The following is a 15,769-nucleotide window of genomic DNA, read 5'->3' as shown; positions in this document are numbered from 1 at the left end:
GTGACGTGCTTAAAATCGAGCCTGAGCGGGTGATACACGCACTTGAGGTACTGCGAGGTACGGAAGTGCCGTGGGCTTTTTACACTCCGTCCAGGCTACCTGAGCTTGAAGATGTTCATTGCTGGGAAACTCCTCACGATTTTGACCAAGACCTAGGTGAACACCAGCTGCGGCGCTATATTTGCCCTAAATGCGAGCATGAATCAACCGACCCAATGCGCTGCACCGCTGGCCATGCTCCTGGAGTTAACCAGTATCCTGAAAGCTGTGATGCCACTATCTGGAATTCGCCCGATTCTTGGGATAGTATTAACCCTATAATAAAATTAATTATCAAATCTACGTTCCTGGCTGACCTGACTGTTCATACAATCTTCTATCCGAAAGGGTTGAAGCTTCCTGAAATTCAGGACGTTGAGTAGTCTGCTTCGGGCTCTGTGATCTGATAGTTATATATACCTCATTTAAGACCCCTTACTGGGGTCTCTTTTTTTGGACTTCCGCCGTGCTATGTACTTCACGGTATCCCCAAAATCCCGGCTTATGTAGTTCGTCGATTTGCTTCGTCACCTGCCATACCTGTCTCATAATTTCTCTATTTGGAGAAATCTGATGAACCTACCGACAGCTGTATTAGCGAATAACGATGAAAATGAATCAGACGTCCTCAGCCTTTATGCTAATCCCGTAGACAGTCAAAGTGGCCTCATTGAACATGACGGCTTTCAAAAACTAAATGCCATGCGCGATCTGCTGGTGGAATACAACACAACACTGAAGCACATGCAGGCCATGTATGATGCAGTGATGCGGAACCGGCATGATGAAGCATGGCGCATGTTCTGTGATTCTTGTGACAATTCCATCAAATATACGCTGGCTGTAGAAAATTTGTTCTGTATAGAACGGGCCCGCTGTGCTCTCGATGAAAAGTACTGGCAAAAGCTGCTCGATCTGACCGGCGTAAAACCATTTATGCCCACCGAAAGATACGATGACTGGAACGAAGGATTAAGGGCATGGCGAAAATCATCAGAATCAAATTTTGAGAAGCTTAAGCCTGTACCCTTCAACGAAGAAAGTATCTTTTCTACCGCATTCGCATTGAATGAAGAGAAAAAAGACTACTTCGCCCAGATGGTTCATGGTGTGTTTGAAAAGCTCTCCACTCTGCACAAGACTAACCGTGCCCAGGGCTTCAGCAACAAACTCATCATAGCCAGCTGCTTACCAAGTAGAGATAACCGCAGATCCTATGACTATCTCAACTATTTTAATGACCTTCGTAAGGTTATTGGACTGATGTATGGGCGAAGCGGTGCTGAGGATGTGAATTCGGCTGCGGTCAAAGAGTACATGATGAGTAACCCTGGCGAATGGGTAAGTATTGATAACGATAGTCTTAAAGTGAAGGGGTTTATTAACGGCAATGTGCATATCCTGATTGAGGAGGAAACTTGTGACAATCTCAATCTGGTACTATCCCATTTAATGCCAGGCTGCATTCCTCTCGATCGCCGATACACCACCGGCCATAACTCCGCAAGAACTGTAAAAACCAATGAATATCGGTCGCAGTTGATATCATTCTCTGCTGTTAACTCCTTAATATCATATGCCACTGACCATTTGAACGCGGGCAAACACCTGTCACCGGGGCCGCACACTTTTATCCTGCGGGACAACCAGTCTGTTAGTGAGAAAAAAGAACTGGTGAACATATGGGAGTCATTGGGTGCTGTCAGAAGATATAGAGAAGTATATGACTTTGACTTTAGCCCCGTTGAAGCATTCAAACTTCTGGCATTACATGGTTCTATACCTGACCGCTATACGCACCAGTTCTATGCAACGGTCGGAGAACTCCAGAAACGAGCAATTGATGAATGTATGGTGGCTTCAGGTATGCGTTTGCTGGAACCGAATATCGGTCTTGGTGCGCTACTGAAAGGGTTACCAGAGGGGGTGGATGTTACTGGTTTTGATATACACCCCGCAGCTGTTGCAATTACTGGCCTGCGCTGGAACGTCACCCTTAATGATTTTCTATTGGTCAAGCCTGAAAATACCGGCTTGTTTGAAAGAATTCTGATGAATCCTCCATTTAGTGACTCACGCTGGATTGCACATTTTCAACATGCGATGAGATTCCTGAAACCGGGAGGACGCTTGATAGCAATACTGCCAGGGAGCGTAAAGGAGCATCTTTTAACCCGAGAAGCTGGGCCCGGTTACGACATCAATATTCTGGGTTGCTATGACAACGCCTTTGAAGGAACCGCAGAATCCATAAAACTTTTCTCCGTTGATGCCCATGAATAGTGGGGAAAGGAAGAGCTGGTCGAGTTAATTTCGTCACCCGTAACTGAACAGAAAAAATGAGATAGAGAAAAAGCCGTCAGTTTGTCGATGTTAAATGCTATTCAAATTTTTCAACATGCGACAATTAAGCCAACTACATGAAGAGGAAACACAATGTCAGCATTTCTCATCAATAAATTATCTTTCGAAGATACCAAACAAATAATGTTGTCCTCCATGAAAACAATGGCATCTCTTCATGGTATTTTGGCAATATTCTTGCCGATAATTGCTGGTGGTGGACTCCTGACACTCATCATGAAAAATGTGACAATGGAGGGGCTTGCATTTTTTATCTTACAGCCAGTTGTACTCACCCTCTACCTTACGGCTATCTTATGCCGATATCAAAGCTCAGAGCTAAGATTGAATATCTGGGAAGAACTACGCAACTTTATCGTTGTGTTAGTTTATGCATTATTCCTGACCGTATTAATGATCGTAATATTGTGGTTAGTTAAATTTATGATTGCTTCAGCGGTTGCGGGTGAAACCAACCATGTTGAATATCAACAACCAACATTAACAAGCATTAGTCTGGCTTACTCCAACCTAATAGTGTATTTCAATATGTACGCCCTTGCCACTTTGAGCGTATTTATCGCTACGCCAATGCTCGTTTTATTCATACCAACAGTTACGCGGTGTAAAGGTTCTCTGCTGAAAAGTATACCAGTCATTTGTAAAAGTACTTTTATGAATATTGGGCCGTTGTTCGCATTTTCAGCTATCTCTGGTGTTGTTTTACTTTCGTGGTCATACTTTTCACTCAGGTATGAATGGTTAATCCCGGCAGCAACTATACCTCTGGCCTACTTATCAATATTGAATTACCAGCTGTCTGAAGCAGCATTGCCTCGTAACCAATAAAAAGGAAACCTGTGATGAGAAAAATAATATTAAATGCGGTTGTTTGTTTAATTGCAATTAATGCATCAAGTTTCGCAATATCAGCGGAAAGCTCTCCATCTCGTGACGAACTGAATGACGTGATGAAAGTTCATGCTTCCGAGATTGCGGTAATGATACCAACGTGTTGATTTCGTATTTTCACTGACACCAGGATCATCCTGATGTTACAAGGATTGAATGACTACAGATTAAAATAGTCATCAACAGGTTGACAGCATTACCGTATTTTTATTGCCAATATTGATGACCCGGTGAAGCGAGCGCTACTTGTTTCTGTGGTGAAAGGGTTACGTGGTACTGGCAAACCACTGGTGTTTGAAGGGGTGGAAACGCCAGGACAGTTTGAATTCGTCCGTTCTCTTGGCCCCGGTTACCTAGTTCAGGGCTGGTATACCGGAAAACCCGAAACAATATCTGCGATGAATATTCAGGGTTAAAACGATACGGGGCCCGGCCCGTATCGGCAACCCGACCCGTCAGCGTATCGCTTTCTGTCTGAAGCCGGTTCAGGTCGGCTTCTATCTGCGCGATGCGGCGGGAGATTTATTCAGAACGACTGCCGAAGTTCATCCGGCGAAGCTTATCCAGCTGCGCCTGCAGATGGTCTATTTCGCGCTCCCGGTCGGCCTGCTTTTCCAGCAGGGCGCGGTTCAGCGCTTCCTGTTCGGACAGGCGCTGTTTCAGCAGAAGGATGTCGTCAGGGTAGGTGTTGTTCATAAGCCCGCATTTTACCAGGCTTATTCAACGACAACCAGGATAAAGAGGCCTACAACATGGTCAGGGACGTAAGCAGTCTTTTAGGCTGCCGCCAGTCGATGCCTTCCAGAAGCATTGCCAGCTGCGCCGGGGTCAGGAACACTTTGCCATCGCGGGCAGAGGGCCAGGCGAAGCGGCCGCGTTCCAGCCGTTTGGTCAGCAGGCACAGCCCGTCGCCGGTGGACCACAGCAGTTTGACCTTACTGCCGCTGCGGCCCCGGAAGATGAAGACATGGCCGGACATCGGGTCATCTTTCAGCATCGTCTGCACCTTTGCGGCGAGACCATTGAAGCCGTTGCGCATGTCGGTGATACCGGCAACCAGCCAGATTTTGGTGCCTGTTGGCAGGTGGTTATCACTTCCTTTATCTGTCCTGTGATGATCCTTATGACTTCGCCAGACTACTTCACCACACACATGGGTCTGCCAGATACCGGTTCGGGATGGATTTCCGCTTCTACGCTGAACACCGTCTTTAGAAGCTCTGGTTTCATCACTGCTTCCGGAGCACCTTGCGCCATCACGCGACCGCTTGCCAGTACCACCAGATGATCGCAATAGCGGCTGGCCTGATTCAGATCGTGGAGTACCGTCACTACGGTTTTCCCCTGCCTTTTGAGTTCAACCATCAGGCGCATCAGTTCAACCTGATGATTGATATCGAGGTAGGTCGTAGGCTCATCAAGAAGAATGAGTGGGGTATCCTGTGCCAACACCATCGCCAGAAACGCACGCTGGCGCTGGCCGCCGGAAAGCTGGGTTAACCTGCGGTCAGCCAGATTGCGCGTCCGGGTCTGACTCATTGCCACGTTGACCCGCTCGTTGTCTTCCGCGGAGAGTCGCCCCCACAACGACAGCCACGGGCTGCGGCCGTAGGAAACCAGTTCCCGTACAGTGATCCCCTCGGGGGATAAATGGTGTTGCGGCAGTAAAGCCAGGCGGCGAGCCAGCTGGCGGGCGGAAAAACCGGCTATGGGTTTTTCATCAAGCAATATCTCGCCAGAGTCTGGTGTTAACAGGCGAGAAAAACAGTTCAACAGCGTCGATTTCCCGCAACCGTTAGGGCCGAGCAGGGCCGTGATTTTTCCGGCAGGCAGGGCGAGAGAAAGTCCATCCAGCACGGTTTGTGCGCCATAGCTGACGGTCAGATTTTCAGTACGTAATCTCATTTATCGCATTCTCACAAGCAGCCAGACAAACCACGGTGCGCCGATAATGGCGGTCAGCACGCCTGCCGGAAGCTCCAGCGGCGGATGAATGATTCGTGCCAGCAGATCGGCAATGACCAGCAACAACGCGCCCGTCAGGGCCGAAACGGGCATCAGCCAGCGGTGACGCCCGCCGGCGATCCTGCGCACCATGTGCGGCACGACGAGACCAATAAAACTTATCGGGCCACAGACGGCCACGCCGGTTGCTGTCATCGCGACAGCCAGCATCAGCCCCTGGAACCGGGTGCGCTGAACCGACACGCCGAGCGTGGCTGCTCGTGCATCGCCCAGCGCCAGCAGGTCGAGATCGCGACAAAAGCGCAGGCTCAGCGGCAAAAACAGAATGAGCAACGGCACGGCAATCTTCACAAAGTGCCAGTCGCGCCCCCATAAGCTACCCGTCAGCCACAGCAGGGCACTGTTTACATCCTGCGGGTGCAGGAGCATCAGGTAATCCGTCAGGCTCGCCCAGCAGGCGGAAAGCGCCACGCCGGTGAGCGCCAGCTTCATCGGCTGGTGGGTCTTTGCCAGCATCTTCAGCAAGATCAACCCCGCCATACCGCCCGCAAAGGCCAGCAGCGGCAGCACCATCACGGATAGTGATGGCATAAGAAGCAGTGCTCCCACAGAGGCAAGGCTGGCGGCATGGTTAATGCCGAGAATATCCGGTGATGCTAGCGGGTTACGCACAATCCCCTGTACCAGCACGCCCGCCACGGCGAGGGCTGCACCGACAAACAGTGCCAGCAGCAAGCGCGGCAGTCGGTACTCCATCAATACATAATAATGCTCGCGTCCGTCCTGCCAGTCGGTCAGCAGCGCGCGCCACGGCACGGGGATCACCCCCATATGGAGTGATAACAGCGCACAGCCTGCCAGGGCAAGGGTGATGAAAATGACCAGCGCAATTTTCATCCTCGCCTCCTCACCAGCCAGACAAAGCAAGGACTGCCAATCAGCGCCAGCACTGCGCCTGCGGGCAGATCGCCGGGGAAGGCCAGCGCGCGTGCGAGTACATCTGCCATCAGCATCAGCGTGGCCCCCAGCAGCATGCTCACCGGCAGTACGTTGCGCTGATCGAAGCCTGCCCAGAAGCGCGCCAGATGTGGCACCAGCAGGCCGATAAACGCCACCGGACCTGCCACACTGACGCACGCGCCAACCAGAAGCAGCACTAACATATTGATTATCAAACGTAGTCTCGGCAGGTTCACTCCCAGCGTATGGGCGGTACTGTCGCTGACGTTGAGCAGGTTCAGTTGATTCGCCAGCAGCAACACGACAGGGACTGCAGTGACCACCACCGGCAAGAGCTGCCAGACATCCTGCCAGTGGGCGTGGGACACTCCGCCTGCCAGCCAGTAAAAGATGCCGTAAGCATGATCTTCGGCCAGCAGCAGGGTGATGCGGGTCAGGGCCATACAAAAGGCCGACAGCGCGATACCCGCGAGGATCAGTTTGTTTCTGTCCTGGGTATGACGAAACCCGCCTCCTGCGGTCATGACCAGCAGCCAGCTCACGCCGCCCCCGCATGCCGCGATGAACGACAGGGAATAGCCTGCAACCGGCGTCGGACTCAGCGCGCTGGTAAGCGCCATAGCCAGCGCCGCGCCGCTGTTAATGCCGAGCAGTGAAGGAGAGGCCATTGGGTTGTGGGTCAGGGTTTGCAGCAGCGTGCCCGCGAGCGCCAGGCTTGCGCCGATCAGAACGGCGACCAGGCTTCGCGGCAAACGAAGGTTTTGCACCAGCGCTTCTGGTAGCGTTGGCGTGTGTCCAGGCAGCAGGGCGCGGATTGCGTCTGCTCCGGAAACAGGAATGGCCGAGTAGCAAAACAGACTCAGCCAGAAAATAATAATAAGTACTGCAACGGGAAGCCCCCACAGCAGCACCGGGTGTTTTAGCGCGGTCATTTCACATCGGTAAGCGGCTGATGGTGGAAGATTTTTACCGTGTCAGCGGCAATACGCTCTGCGGCAAAAATACCGCGCATCCGCGCCCAGGCGTTACTGTCGACTGAAGCAACCTGCTGCTTCTGCGCGGCGGTTAATATCTGCCAGAGCGGATCTTGTTGCCAGCGTTTAACAATGCTCTCTTCGCGATAGTGGGCAACCAGCAGCCAGGCAGGATTGACCGCCAGCAGTTGCTCCAGGCCGATGGACGGCATGGACGCGCCCGCCATCGCAGCGGGAACGTTCAGCCCCAGAGAAGCCAGCACGCTGCCGGTCCAGGTCTCCTGGGTATGCAGGTTGAATAGCTGTTCGCGTGATGTGCCAAAGGCCACGCGTGTCCCTGTGGGAAGCTGGCTGGCCCACTGCGCCATCTTCTCTTTATGTTGTTCCAGACGCGCCTGCATCTCTCGTTTTTTACCTACCACTTCGCCGATGATAGCCGCTGAGTGCAAATTTTCAGCGTAGGTTTCGTTGCGGGACTTAAGCAGCAGTACCGGCGCGATTTGCTGCAAGGCGGTGTAAATCCCCGCATGGCGACTGCTGTCGGCAATGATCAGGTCTGGTTTCAGGGCAGCAATGGCTTCCAGGCTCGGCTGCGCGCGCGTTCCGACGGACTGCCACGGTTTCAGGTGCGCACGCACTTCGGGCAGGATGCGTTTTGCATCGTTATCGTCGGCAATACCGATCGGGCTGACGTCCACGGCGGCCAGCGCATCGGCGAACGAGAGTTCCAGCACCACAATCCGTTGTGGCGTTTTATCGAGTGTAAACGTGCCGTGTTCGTCCTGAACCGTGGCGGCAAAGGCGTGGCCGATCACCAGCAGCAGGCCTGCAAAAAGAAAACGGATAAATGCCAACATAGTCACATTCCAGCTAAAAGCCCGGCAAGCCGGGCGTTAACACATCAGAACTTCAACGACCCCTGCATATACAGCGTGCGCGGCTGGCCTGCGTAGATGCCTTTGTTGTTGTCGTCATAAGAGCGGATGAAGTAGTCCTGGTCGAAGATGTTTTTCACACCGAACGCCAGGTTCAGATCTGCCATCTGCGGGCCAAAGTCATACGCCACGCGTGCGCCCCAGAGCATGAAGCCGGGAATGCGGCCGGTACTGCCGTCGGCGCTCTCTTTCACCGTATTGGCGTTATCCACAAACTGGCTGGACTGGAAATCGCTGTTCAGATTGAACGTCCAGTTGCCCGGCTTGTAGTCCACGCCCAGCGTGCCTTTATGTTTCGGGGAGAATGGCACCTGATTGCCATAGGTGTCGCCTTTCTCGCGGATTTCCGCTTTCACATACGCATAGCTGGCGTAGACGGAAACGTTATCAAGCGTTGGCGTTAGCGTACCCAGGTCGTAACGTGCCTGCGTTTCCAGCCCGGTATGGCGCGTTTTGCCACGTGCAGTGACGGTGTCGTTGGTCTGGTTGGAGTCGTACTGATTGTTAAAGTTAATCAGGAACAGCCCCATTTCCGCCGTCAGCGCGCCGTCGTCGTAGCGGGTACCGAGTTCCCAGGTTCGCGCTTTTTCCGGTTCCACATTGCCGCTTTGCACAGCCTTGCCAATCTGGCTGTACTGTACGGTGCCGAACGAGCCTTCAGTGTTTGCATAAAGATTCCAGCTATCAGTCAGGTGATAGAGCACGTTCAACGCCGGAAGCGGTGCGTTATAGCTCACCTCTTCGTGCGTGCCTTTGATGGCGTTGTTCTGGTATGACTCGATATGTTCGAAACGCATACCCGGCGTGATGGTCCAGTTGCCGATGTCGATTTTGTCATCCAGATACCAGGCGTGCGCCTCGGTGCCGGAACGCGTGTCGCGGTCGTAAGGGCTTGAGCCGGACGGCAATTGCCCGCTGCTGGTGGCGGTGTAGTAACGCATTTCATGCGTTGATTCATTCACATAGCGATAGCCCACGCCCACTTCGTGCGCGGAAGGGCCGATCATAAAGCTCTGGCTGTAGCGTGGCTCAATACCGCGCACCCAGTAGTTACGCGGCGAGAGGGTGATGCGTTTGCCTTGCTCCAGGTAGCCGCTGCGCAGGGTTTGGGTGTAGAACCCCTGAATGTTGAATTTATGCTGGCTGTCCGGCTGGAACTGGTAGCCCAGGCTCGCCAGCTTGCGACGGCCCCAGAAGCGGTCATACGGGCGGGTGGATTGCCAGCGATCGGCGTCGTAATCCGCGCGGGACAGGCCGCCGGGCATGTCGGCTTCACCATCGTAATATTGCAGCAGGCTGTTGAAGGTGTGCACCTCATTCGGCGCATATTTGCTTTTCAGCATCAGGTCGTCGATGCGGGTGGCGCTGTGCTCGCGCCAGTCACTGCCGCGCGTGCCGGAGTAGAGCAGCGCGGTGCCAAAACTGTTGTCCGCTGTGCCGCCCACCATCAGGTTGTGCGTCTCTTTCGGGTTGTTTTGTGAAGAGGTTGGGCTGAGCTGACCTTCCACCCCCGCCTCGATACCAAAGTCCTGCGGAATGGCGCGGGTAACAAAGTTCACCACGCCGCCCACGCTCTGCGGTCCGTAACGCACCGCACCACCACCGCGCACCACGTCAATGGCATCCATGTTGCCGAGCGAAACGGGAGCCAGTGAAAGCTGCGGCTGACCGTAAGGGGCAAAGGGGACGGGGATGCCGTCCATCAGGACGGTCGAGCGGCTGGCGAGGCGTGGGTTCAGGCCCCGGATGCCAAAGTTCATCGCCAGGTCGTGGCTGCCGGTGCCGTTGTTTTCCGGCGCGCTGACGCCAGGGATGCGGTTAAGCACCTCACGCATGGTGGTTGCGCCGGTTTTGGCGAAATCCTCACGGCGGATCACGTCACGCGCGCCAGCATGTTCAAATACGTCGTTTTCACGCGCATCGCCCAGCCAGTCGCCGACCACGGTCAGGGCATCTTCTTTTGGCGCGGGCGCGGTCTCCAGCGTCCAGCTGTTATTTCCCAGCGGTTTTACCTGCAGTCCGCTGCCGTCCAGCAGCTGTTGCAGGCCGCTCTCGACGTCGTAATCTCCGTGCAGGCCGTTGCTCTGCTTGCCGCGCGTCAGGCTGGCGTCAACCGAGAGGGTAATTCCGCTGTGTGCGGCATACTGATTGAGCGCTTTGTCGAGCGATCCCGGTGCGATATCAACCTGTGCAGCAAAAGCGGAAAACGAGAGACCGGCCAGCGGCAGCAGGCTCAGGCGAATGGCGTTAACCAAAGGTGTTGTTTTACGAAAAACGCGTAACGGCGTCATACCTTCTCCATCATCATTTTTGTTGTGTTCAGCTATGAGTCGAACGAGAAGGGTAAAAAGGACAATCGAAATGAGAATTATTTTTCTTACAGCGGTGAAATGTTTATCCAGTACCGCGTAATAGACTGAATTTTAACGGGAAGCGTTTGAGCGATAACGTTCAGGATCGCATCGGTATTTTTCAGCGGGAACGTCCCGCTCAGGCGCAGCCCGGCAACGGCGGGATCGCAGCGCAGCACGCCGTTGCGGTAACGGCTTAGCGTGGCTATCACCTCACCCAGCGGTTTATCGCTGAAGCTCAGGATGCCCTTCGTCCAGCTTGTACTCTCGTCATCCAGCGGTTTCACTGCGCCAAACTCAGAGGCGCTGAACTGCAGGCTTTCACCAGCGTTCACGATGCGTTTTTGCGCGGGGGCACTGGCGAGAAGCACTTCCACGGCGTGCTGCTGCACGTCAAGCTGCGTGAAATTATCCTGCTGGCGGACGGTAAATTCTGTCCCTAAAGCGGTGAGTTGGCCCTGACGGGTCAGGACGCGGAAGGGGCGTTGCTGCGCATCTTTCGCGGTAGTAATGGCGATTTCACCGTACCAGAGCCGGACGGTGCGCTGATGCGCATCATAACGCACATCCGCCGCGCTTTGGGTATTCAGCGTGAGCAGGGAGCCATCTTCCAGTTGCTGACGGCTGACTGCGCCTTTGGCGGTGCGGTAATCTGCCCGCAGACCTTCGCCGGTTTCCGACTGCCAGAGTTGCCAGCCTCCGCCAGCGCCGAGCAACAGCAGTAATCCTTTCATCACGTGACGGCGGGTGAGGCGGGTATCGTGCAGCGCCCGGCTGGCAACGTCGCCAGGCACACCGCCAAGCTGGTTGCGCAGGTTTTCAACCTGCTGCCAGGCCCACTGGTTATCCTGATCCTGTTCATACCACTGTTGCCAGCGCGCTTCCTGTTGTGGGCTGACGCGCTCGCCGCTTAGCACGGCATACCAGTGGGAAGCTGAACGCAGCGCCTGACGGCGGGAATCGGTTAACGAAGGATTCATAACCCATGCTCCAGACGAAACAGCAGGCAGTGCTCGACGGCTTTCGCCACGTATTTTTTCACGGAGCTGACGGAAACACCGAGTTTGTGCGCAATCTCGCTGTATGTCAGGCCATCCAGTTGCGAAAGCAGAAACGCTTCACGTGTTTTTCCGTTTAGCCCGTCCAGCATGCTGTCGACGAGTTGTAGGGTCTCGAGCTGGCTTTCGCGTTCCTCAGGTGAAGGCGCTACCCCCTCCGGCATAAGCGCCAGCATCTCCAGATACGCTTTTTCCAGCGCGTTTCGGCGAAACAGGTCCACCATCACGCGTTTGGCGATAGTGCACAGGAAAGAGCGAGGATCGCGGATCGTCGAGAGCGTTTCGCTGCTCATTACCCGCAAAAAAGTGTCCTGGGCAATGTCATCTGCATCAAAAGCAGACTGGAGTTTGCGCGTCAGCCAACTTTTCAACCAGCCGTTATGGGTGCCATAAAGCGACTCGAACGTTAAGGAAGCTGTGGTAGTGGCACGGTCAGACATGTGGAGTGCATCAAAAGTTAATTATCACGTAGCCATATTAATATGAGAATGGTTATCATTACAATTGTAAATAAAATTGTTTCCAATAAACATTTTTAACATGTTGTTTTTCTAAGTGTTATAAGGTAGGTATAAAATGGGATGGATCCTCTGCTTCTGGCATCTGTCGGTCAGAATGACATCATGATGTGGTCTGCTATTATTGACATCCTCCCCGCCCTTTAGGGCGGGGAGGATGTCAACTATGAGTGTTGCCTGAAATGTCGCCAGCCCCCGGTACAGCAGAAGTATCTCGGGCTTTTTGCGTTTGCTCCTGGTGGGTATGGCCCCCGCAAGCGGGGGTTATTGCTAACTGTCGTTTCAACAAAAAGTAACTTTTTTCACTTTGCCCCTCAGTACAAATTAGGGGCTTGCCGCGGATGTACCATGCCTGAATATCTTCGAGTGATGATTTGGTGCGGCTTTGTTGAATAAATCAGATTTCGGGTTCCACCTGACTGACCTGCTGCCAGAGCGGGGCGTGATGCTCCGGCACGGTCTGCCAGCCGGATGCAGCCGAACAGAGACGGTGCGATGCCATCTGCTGCTCATTACTGTAGATCCGCAGTTCATCATCCAGCGAGATCCGTATTGATACCGGCTGGCCACACAGGCTTTCCGGCACGCTGTAACGGTTTCCGCCAACCTCGATATAGCCATCCCAGGAGACATGACGGATATCGAAGTAGCTGGTATCGAAGTCCGTATCCGGCAACGGCTGCAGATGCTCCTGTTCCTGCGTGAAGCGCTGTTCCGGTGTCTGCCTGAACTGGCGAAGTTCTCGCCTGTCGGCATCGTCAGCCATCCACTGCTCCAGTAGCTGATTAACCTGGGCGAAGCTGTCGAACCGGCGGTACCGGACGAAGAAGTTCTCCTTGAGGTATTTCACCATCCGCTCCACCTTACCTTTGGTTCTGGCCCTTCGTGGACGGCATGCCCGTGGCAGGAAGCCATAGTGATCGGCCAGCAGCAGGAACCCGGAGTTGAACACCATCTTCCCGTTGTTATTTTTCAGCACTGCGGCTTTCTGATTATCGACCAGCACGGTTTTCACGCTGCCGCCGAAGTAGCGGAAGGCGCGGACCAGTGACTCATAGGTATGTTCAGCATCCTGCTTTGGTGCCGCGAAGACATGGAAGCGACGTGAGAACCCCAGCGTGTTAACCGCGAAGTTAACCCTGCATCGTTGCCCGGCAACCTCAGCCTCAACTTCTCCCCAGTCATGCTGGAGCTGGTAACCGGGCTGAGTTTCGAAGCGAACCGTTTTCTTCGATGGCCGCATCTTACGTTTTGGCTGGATGTAGTAACGCAACATGGAGCGTCCGCCGGTATAACCCATCGCTTTGATTTCCGCGAGGATGACCTCGCCGTTCCAGACATTCTCAGCCAGACGCATGTCGATATAGTCCATGAACGGCCTGAGTTTGGCCATTTTGTGGCGTGTTTTTCTGGCCGGAGGTTCCGGGTATTTCAGGTACCGTCTGACAGTCCGCTCAGAGCAACCAACCTGAGTGGCAATATCAACAATATACGCACCCTGCTGGCGCATTTGCTTTATCATGTAAAAGTCCTCATGAGCATGTTTGGTCAGGACGAAACACTGTTCAGTGGTGTGCTGCGTTACACCAGCGTTTTTGATTTGACCTGCCACCCAACTCTGACATTGCCCTGCGGGCGTACTGCTGCAGGCGCACCAATCGCCTTCCAGCTTGTTGCACCACATTTTGGCGAAACCGCATTGATACAGTCTGGCTGGGCGTGGCAGCAGGTTACTGACTGGCATCGCACTCATCCCGCCCTTTAATTTTCTTTGCTCCAGCCAACAGGCTGGAGCAATCAGTTATGAATCACTTACAGTGGAGTCAGCATATCAAATCATGATGTCTTACCTTCCGAAAATGCCATCAAAGTGCGGGCGATTCAGTCATTCCTGACGGAGAAAGGTCAGCTCGATCCAGAAACTTCAGACGCCATCGTGGACTATTTTGAAAACAAGATCGGTCCCCGTAACGGTGCCAGTGTCGTGGCGCGCGCCTGGCTTGATGCCGAATTTAAAAAAAGCTGCTTGAAGATGGCACGGCTGCCATCAGCGAGATGGTTTTTTCAGGTGCCGAAGGCGCAGTCATTCACGTCCTCGAAAACAGTGATGCGGTACATAACATCGTTGTTTGTACGCTGTGCTCCTGCTATCCGTGGCCGGTTCTGGGATTGCCGCCAATCTGGTTTAAATCTGCACAGTACCGCTCCCGTGTGGTGATTGATCCAAGAGGCGTGCTGAAGAAGTTCGGTACTGAGCTTCCACCGGAGAAAGAAATTCGCGTTTGGGACAGTAATGCCGAAATTTGCTATTTCGTACTGCCGCAACGCCCGGCTGGTACGGAGAACCTGAACGAAGAACAACTGGCCGCGAGAGTAAGGCGTGATTCAATGATTGGTACGGGCCTCCTCTACCGGCGTAGGCTTCAATAAAGCCTTTGTTATTAAACGTGAATGTCTTTTTGAACAGGTGCGAGCCTACCGTTCTCAGACCATGCGTAAGGGCTTTATTTCCCTGGGGGAGTGGCACGAGATTTTTGAGTCCGATTGAACGGTTCGGCACCGTATCGCGCCAGGGACCACGCTCCAGCATTAAGACATCTCGACCCGCAGCGGCCAGGCGTCGTGCGGCAATCACGCCGCCAAAACCGCTGCCAATAATCAGTACTTCAACTTGCTTTGTCATTGACCAACCTTGTAACTGATCCCGCCGGGACGCTGTTAAGCGGACATCCGGGTGGGACGCTGGGAAGGGCGGAGCGGCTGGCTAAACTGCTCCGTTCGGAAAAATTCGTGCTTTGGGGTACTAACGGGATTGCGAAGCCGGATAGTGCTGTTGCAAAGACTCGTGCCTGAGCGTGTCGAGGAGTCTGTCGGCAACATTGGCAGCCCAGACGGTAATGGTCAGGCTGGGTGGTCTGTCAGGGGACTCGGGTAGCGCGGCCGCATCGGCGATATACAGGCCCGGATTGTCAAACATCTCACCGTTGGCACCAATCACGCCGTCCTGATTAGAAGTACCCAGACAGGCGCCTCCGAGGGGCTGGACGGTGACGGGTGAAGAAGGGGAGTAGATTTGGGTACCGGTCCTGGCTTTAATCTCGCTGACTTCGTTATCTATCTCCTGATAGACGTGACTTTCCGATTTGTTATAGGCCACATTGAATTTGCCACGTTTTAACGACATTACGCCGTTGTTATTATATGATTTTAAATACATAAGTTTCTCCAATCTCACATGGGAATACTTTTATAATTTACCTAGTTTTGTTAATTACTGTTCTTAATATCGCACTGAGTAAATTATTAATGCTCAACCAGCATCATGAAATAATAACCCCCATCCTTCTAAGGATTATAAAACCGGCATCCTGATGGATTTTCATTGAAGAAATATTATTTATTTCATGATTTATATCAAGGCCATCAGTCAATGAAAAGTCACAGCGAGATAAATCACAATGCCTGAATTCGGTATTATAAAATTCCGACTCGGTGAAATCAGATTTACGGAGTTCAGTTTCTTCAAATAAACAATCTCTGAACTTTGCAAATAAAAAACTTGATTTCTGCAATCGCAAACCGACTAAGGAAGGTGCGAACAAGTTCCTGATATGAGATCATCATATTCATCCGGAGCGCATCCCAGAGGGACATCATGAGCCATCAACTCACCTTCGCCGATAGTGAATTCAGCACTAAGCGCCGTCAGACCCG

General features: G+C 53.1%; 15 protein-coding genes and 3 pseudogenes. 5 read left to right on the top strand and 13 right to left on the bottom strand.

Translation table 11 applies throughout. The features are described from left to right. Window positions 1–612: 612 nt before the first annotated feature. The 3 genes from OOJ59_RS25835 to OOJ59_RS25825 all read left to right on the top strand — a co-directional run bounded on the left by OOJ59_RS25835 (window position 613) and on the right by OOJ59_RS25825 (window position 3,710). The gene (locus tag OOJ59_RS25835) at window positions 613–2,322 is read left to right on the top strand and encodes a DUF4942 domain-containing protein (protein ID WP_094543386.1); all 1,710 of its coding nucleotides are present in this window, start codon (window positions 613–615) and stop codon (window positions 2,320–2,322) included. 153 nt (window positions 2,323–2,475) lie between these two features. Beyond that, window positions 2,476–3,231: a hypothetical protein gene (locus tag OOJ59_RS25830; RefSeq protein WP_094543387.1), complete on the top strand. Its 756-nt coding sequence runs from the start codon at window positions 2,476–2,478 to the stop codon at window positions 3,229–3,231. A 266-nt stretch (window positions 3,232–3,497) separates the two neighbouring features. Continuing rightward, window positions 3,498–3,710, top strand: a complete 213-nt coding sequence (locus OOJ59_RS25825) for an EAL domain-containing protein (protein WP_072041631.1) — start codon at window positions 3,498–3,500, stop codon at window positions 3,708–3,710. A gap of 22 nt (window positions 3,711–3,732) precedes the next feature. On the opposite strand, the pseudogene OOJ59_RS25820 reads toward OOJ59_RS25825, so the two are convergent. The 10 genes and pseudogenes from OOJ59_RS25820 to istA form a co-directional block, all read right to left on the bottom strand. After that, window positions 3,733–3,990, bottom strand: a pseudogene (locus OOJ59_RS25820) (IS66 family transposase); the annotation flags it as partial. Window positions 3,991–4,039: 49 nt separating this feature from the next. Continuing rightward, the gene (gene tnpB, locus OOJ59_RS25815) at window positions 4,040–4,378 is read right to left on the bottom strand and encodes an IS66 family insertion sequence element accessory protein TnpB (protein WP_029497456.1); all 339 of its coding nucleotides are present in this window, start codon (window positions 4,376–4,378) and stop codon (window positions 4,040–4,042) included. A 53-nt stretch (window positions 4,379–4,431) separates the two neighbouring features. Further along, the gene (gene fecE / locus OOJ59_RS25810) at window positions 4,432–5,199 is read right to left on the bottom strand and encodes a Fe(3+) dicitrate ABC transporter ATP-binding protein FecE (RefSeq protein ID WP_004152282.1); all 768 of its coding nucleotides are present in this window, start codon (window positions 5,197–5,199) and stop codon (window positions 4,432–4,434) included. Beyond that, window positions 5,200–6,156: a Fe(3+) dicitrate ABC transporter permease subunit FecD gene (fecD, locus tag OOJ59_RS25805; RefSeq protein ID WP_004118246.1), complete on the bottom strand. Its 957-nt coding sequence runs from the start codon at window positions 6,154–6,156 to the stop codon at window positions 5,200–5,202. Further along, entirely contained in the window at window positions 6,153–7,151 is a 999-nt protein-coding gene (gene fecC / locus OOJ59_RS25800; RefSeq protein WP_004118243.1) for an iron-dicitrate ABC transporter permease FecC, read from the bottom strand. The genes fecD and fecC overlap by 4 nt, the downstream gene beginning before the upstream one ends. Further along, entirely contained in the window at window positions 7,148–8,050 is a 903-nt protein-coding gene (gene fecB / locus OOJ59_RS25795; protein ID WP_004118241.1) for a Fe(3+) dicitrate ABC transporter substrate-binding protein FecB, read from the bottom strand. Before fecB ends, fecC begins: the two co-directional genes overlap by 4 nt. A 44-nt stretch (window positions 8,051–8,094) precedes the next feature. Further along, window positions 8,095–10,419, bottom strand: a complete 2,325-nt coding sequence (gene fecA, locus OOJ59_RS25790; protein WP_094543495.1) for a TonB-dependent Fe(3+) dicitrate receptor FecA — start codon at window positions 10,417–10,419, stop codon at window positions 8,095–8,097. Between the two features lie 86 nt (window positions 10,420–10,505). Then, window positions 10,506–11,459 (bottom strand): ferric citrate uptake sigma factor regulator FecR, encoded by a 954-nt coding sequence (fecR, locus tag OOJ59_RS25785; protein WP_017146590.1) that lies wholly within the window; start codon window positions 11,457–11,459, stop codon window positions 10,506–10,508. Beyond that, a complete protein-coding gene (gene fecI, locus OOJ59_RS25780) occupies window positions 11,456–11,977 on the bottom strand; it encodes an RNA polymerase sigma factor FecI (RefSeq protein WP_001572456.1) in 522 nt (173 codons plus the stop codon). The genes fecR and fecI overlap by 4 nt, the downstream gene beginning before the upstream one ends. A 475-nt stretch (window positions 11,978–12,452) precedes the next feature. Further along, window positions 12,453–13,577 carry an IS21 family transposase gene (istA, locus tag OOJ59_RS25770; protein ID WP_032237994.1) on the bottom strand — a complete coding sequence of 375 codons (1,125 nt, stop codon included), beginning with the start codon at window positions 13,575–13,577 and terminating at the stop codon, window positions 12,453–12,455. 12 nt (window positions 13,578–13,589) lie between these two features. Here istA and OOJ59_RS25765 point away from each other — a divergent pair, with 12 nt between their 5' ends. Both OOJ59_RS25765 and nthA read left to right on the top strand, forming a co-directional pair. Beyond that, window positions 13,590–13,820 carry an amidase family protein gene (locus tag OOJ59_RS25765; protein WP_024193449.1) on the top strand — a complete coding sequence of 77 codons (231 nt, stop codon included), beginning with the start codon at window positions 13,590–13,592 and terminating at the stop codon, window positions 13,818–13,820. A gap of 105 nt (window positions 13,821–13,925) precedes the next feature. After that, window positions 13,926–14,485: pseudogene (gene nthA, locus OOJ59_RS25755) on the top strand (nitrile hydratase subunit alpha). A gap of 91 nt (window positions 14,486–14,576) precedes the next feature. On the opposite strand, the pseudogene OOJ59_RS25750 reads toward nthA, so the two are convergent. From OOJ59_RS25750 to OOJ59_RS25740, 3 genes and pseudogenes are all read right to left on the bottom strand, one after another. Next, window positions 14,577–14,738: pseudogene (locus tag OOJ59_RS25750) on the bottom strand (FAD-dependent oxidoreductase); the annotation flags it as partial. Window positions 14,739–14,858: 120 nt separating this feature from the next. After that, a complete protein-coding gene (locus tag OOJ59_RS25745) occupies window positions 14,859–15,272 on the bottom strand; it encodes a GMC oxidoreductase (protein WP_224776059.1) in 414 nt (137 codons plus the stop codon). 103 nt (window positions 15,273–15,375) lie between these two features. Beyond that, window positions 15,376–15,627 carry a pentapeptide repeat-containing protein gene (locus OOJ59_RS25740; protein WP_227643485.1) on the bottom strand — a complete coding sequence of 84 codons (252 nt, stop codon included), beginning with the start codon at window positions 15,625–15,627 and terminating at the stop codon, window positions 15,376–15,378. Window positions 15,628–15,769: the final 142 nt, after the last annotated feature.

The organism is Citrobacter sp. W9, from assembly GCF_026719375.1.
In the GTDB taxonomy this organism is placed as follows: domain Bacteria; phylum Pseudomonadota; class Gammaproteobacteria; order Enterobacterales; family Enterobacteriaceae; genus Citrobacter; species Citrobacter werkmanii.
This window is presented reverse-complemented; position numbering and strand designations above follow the sequence as displayed.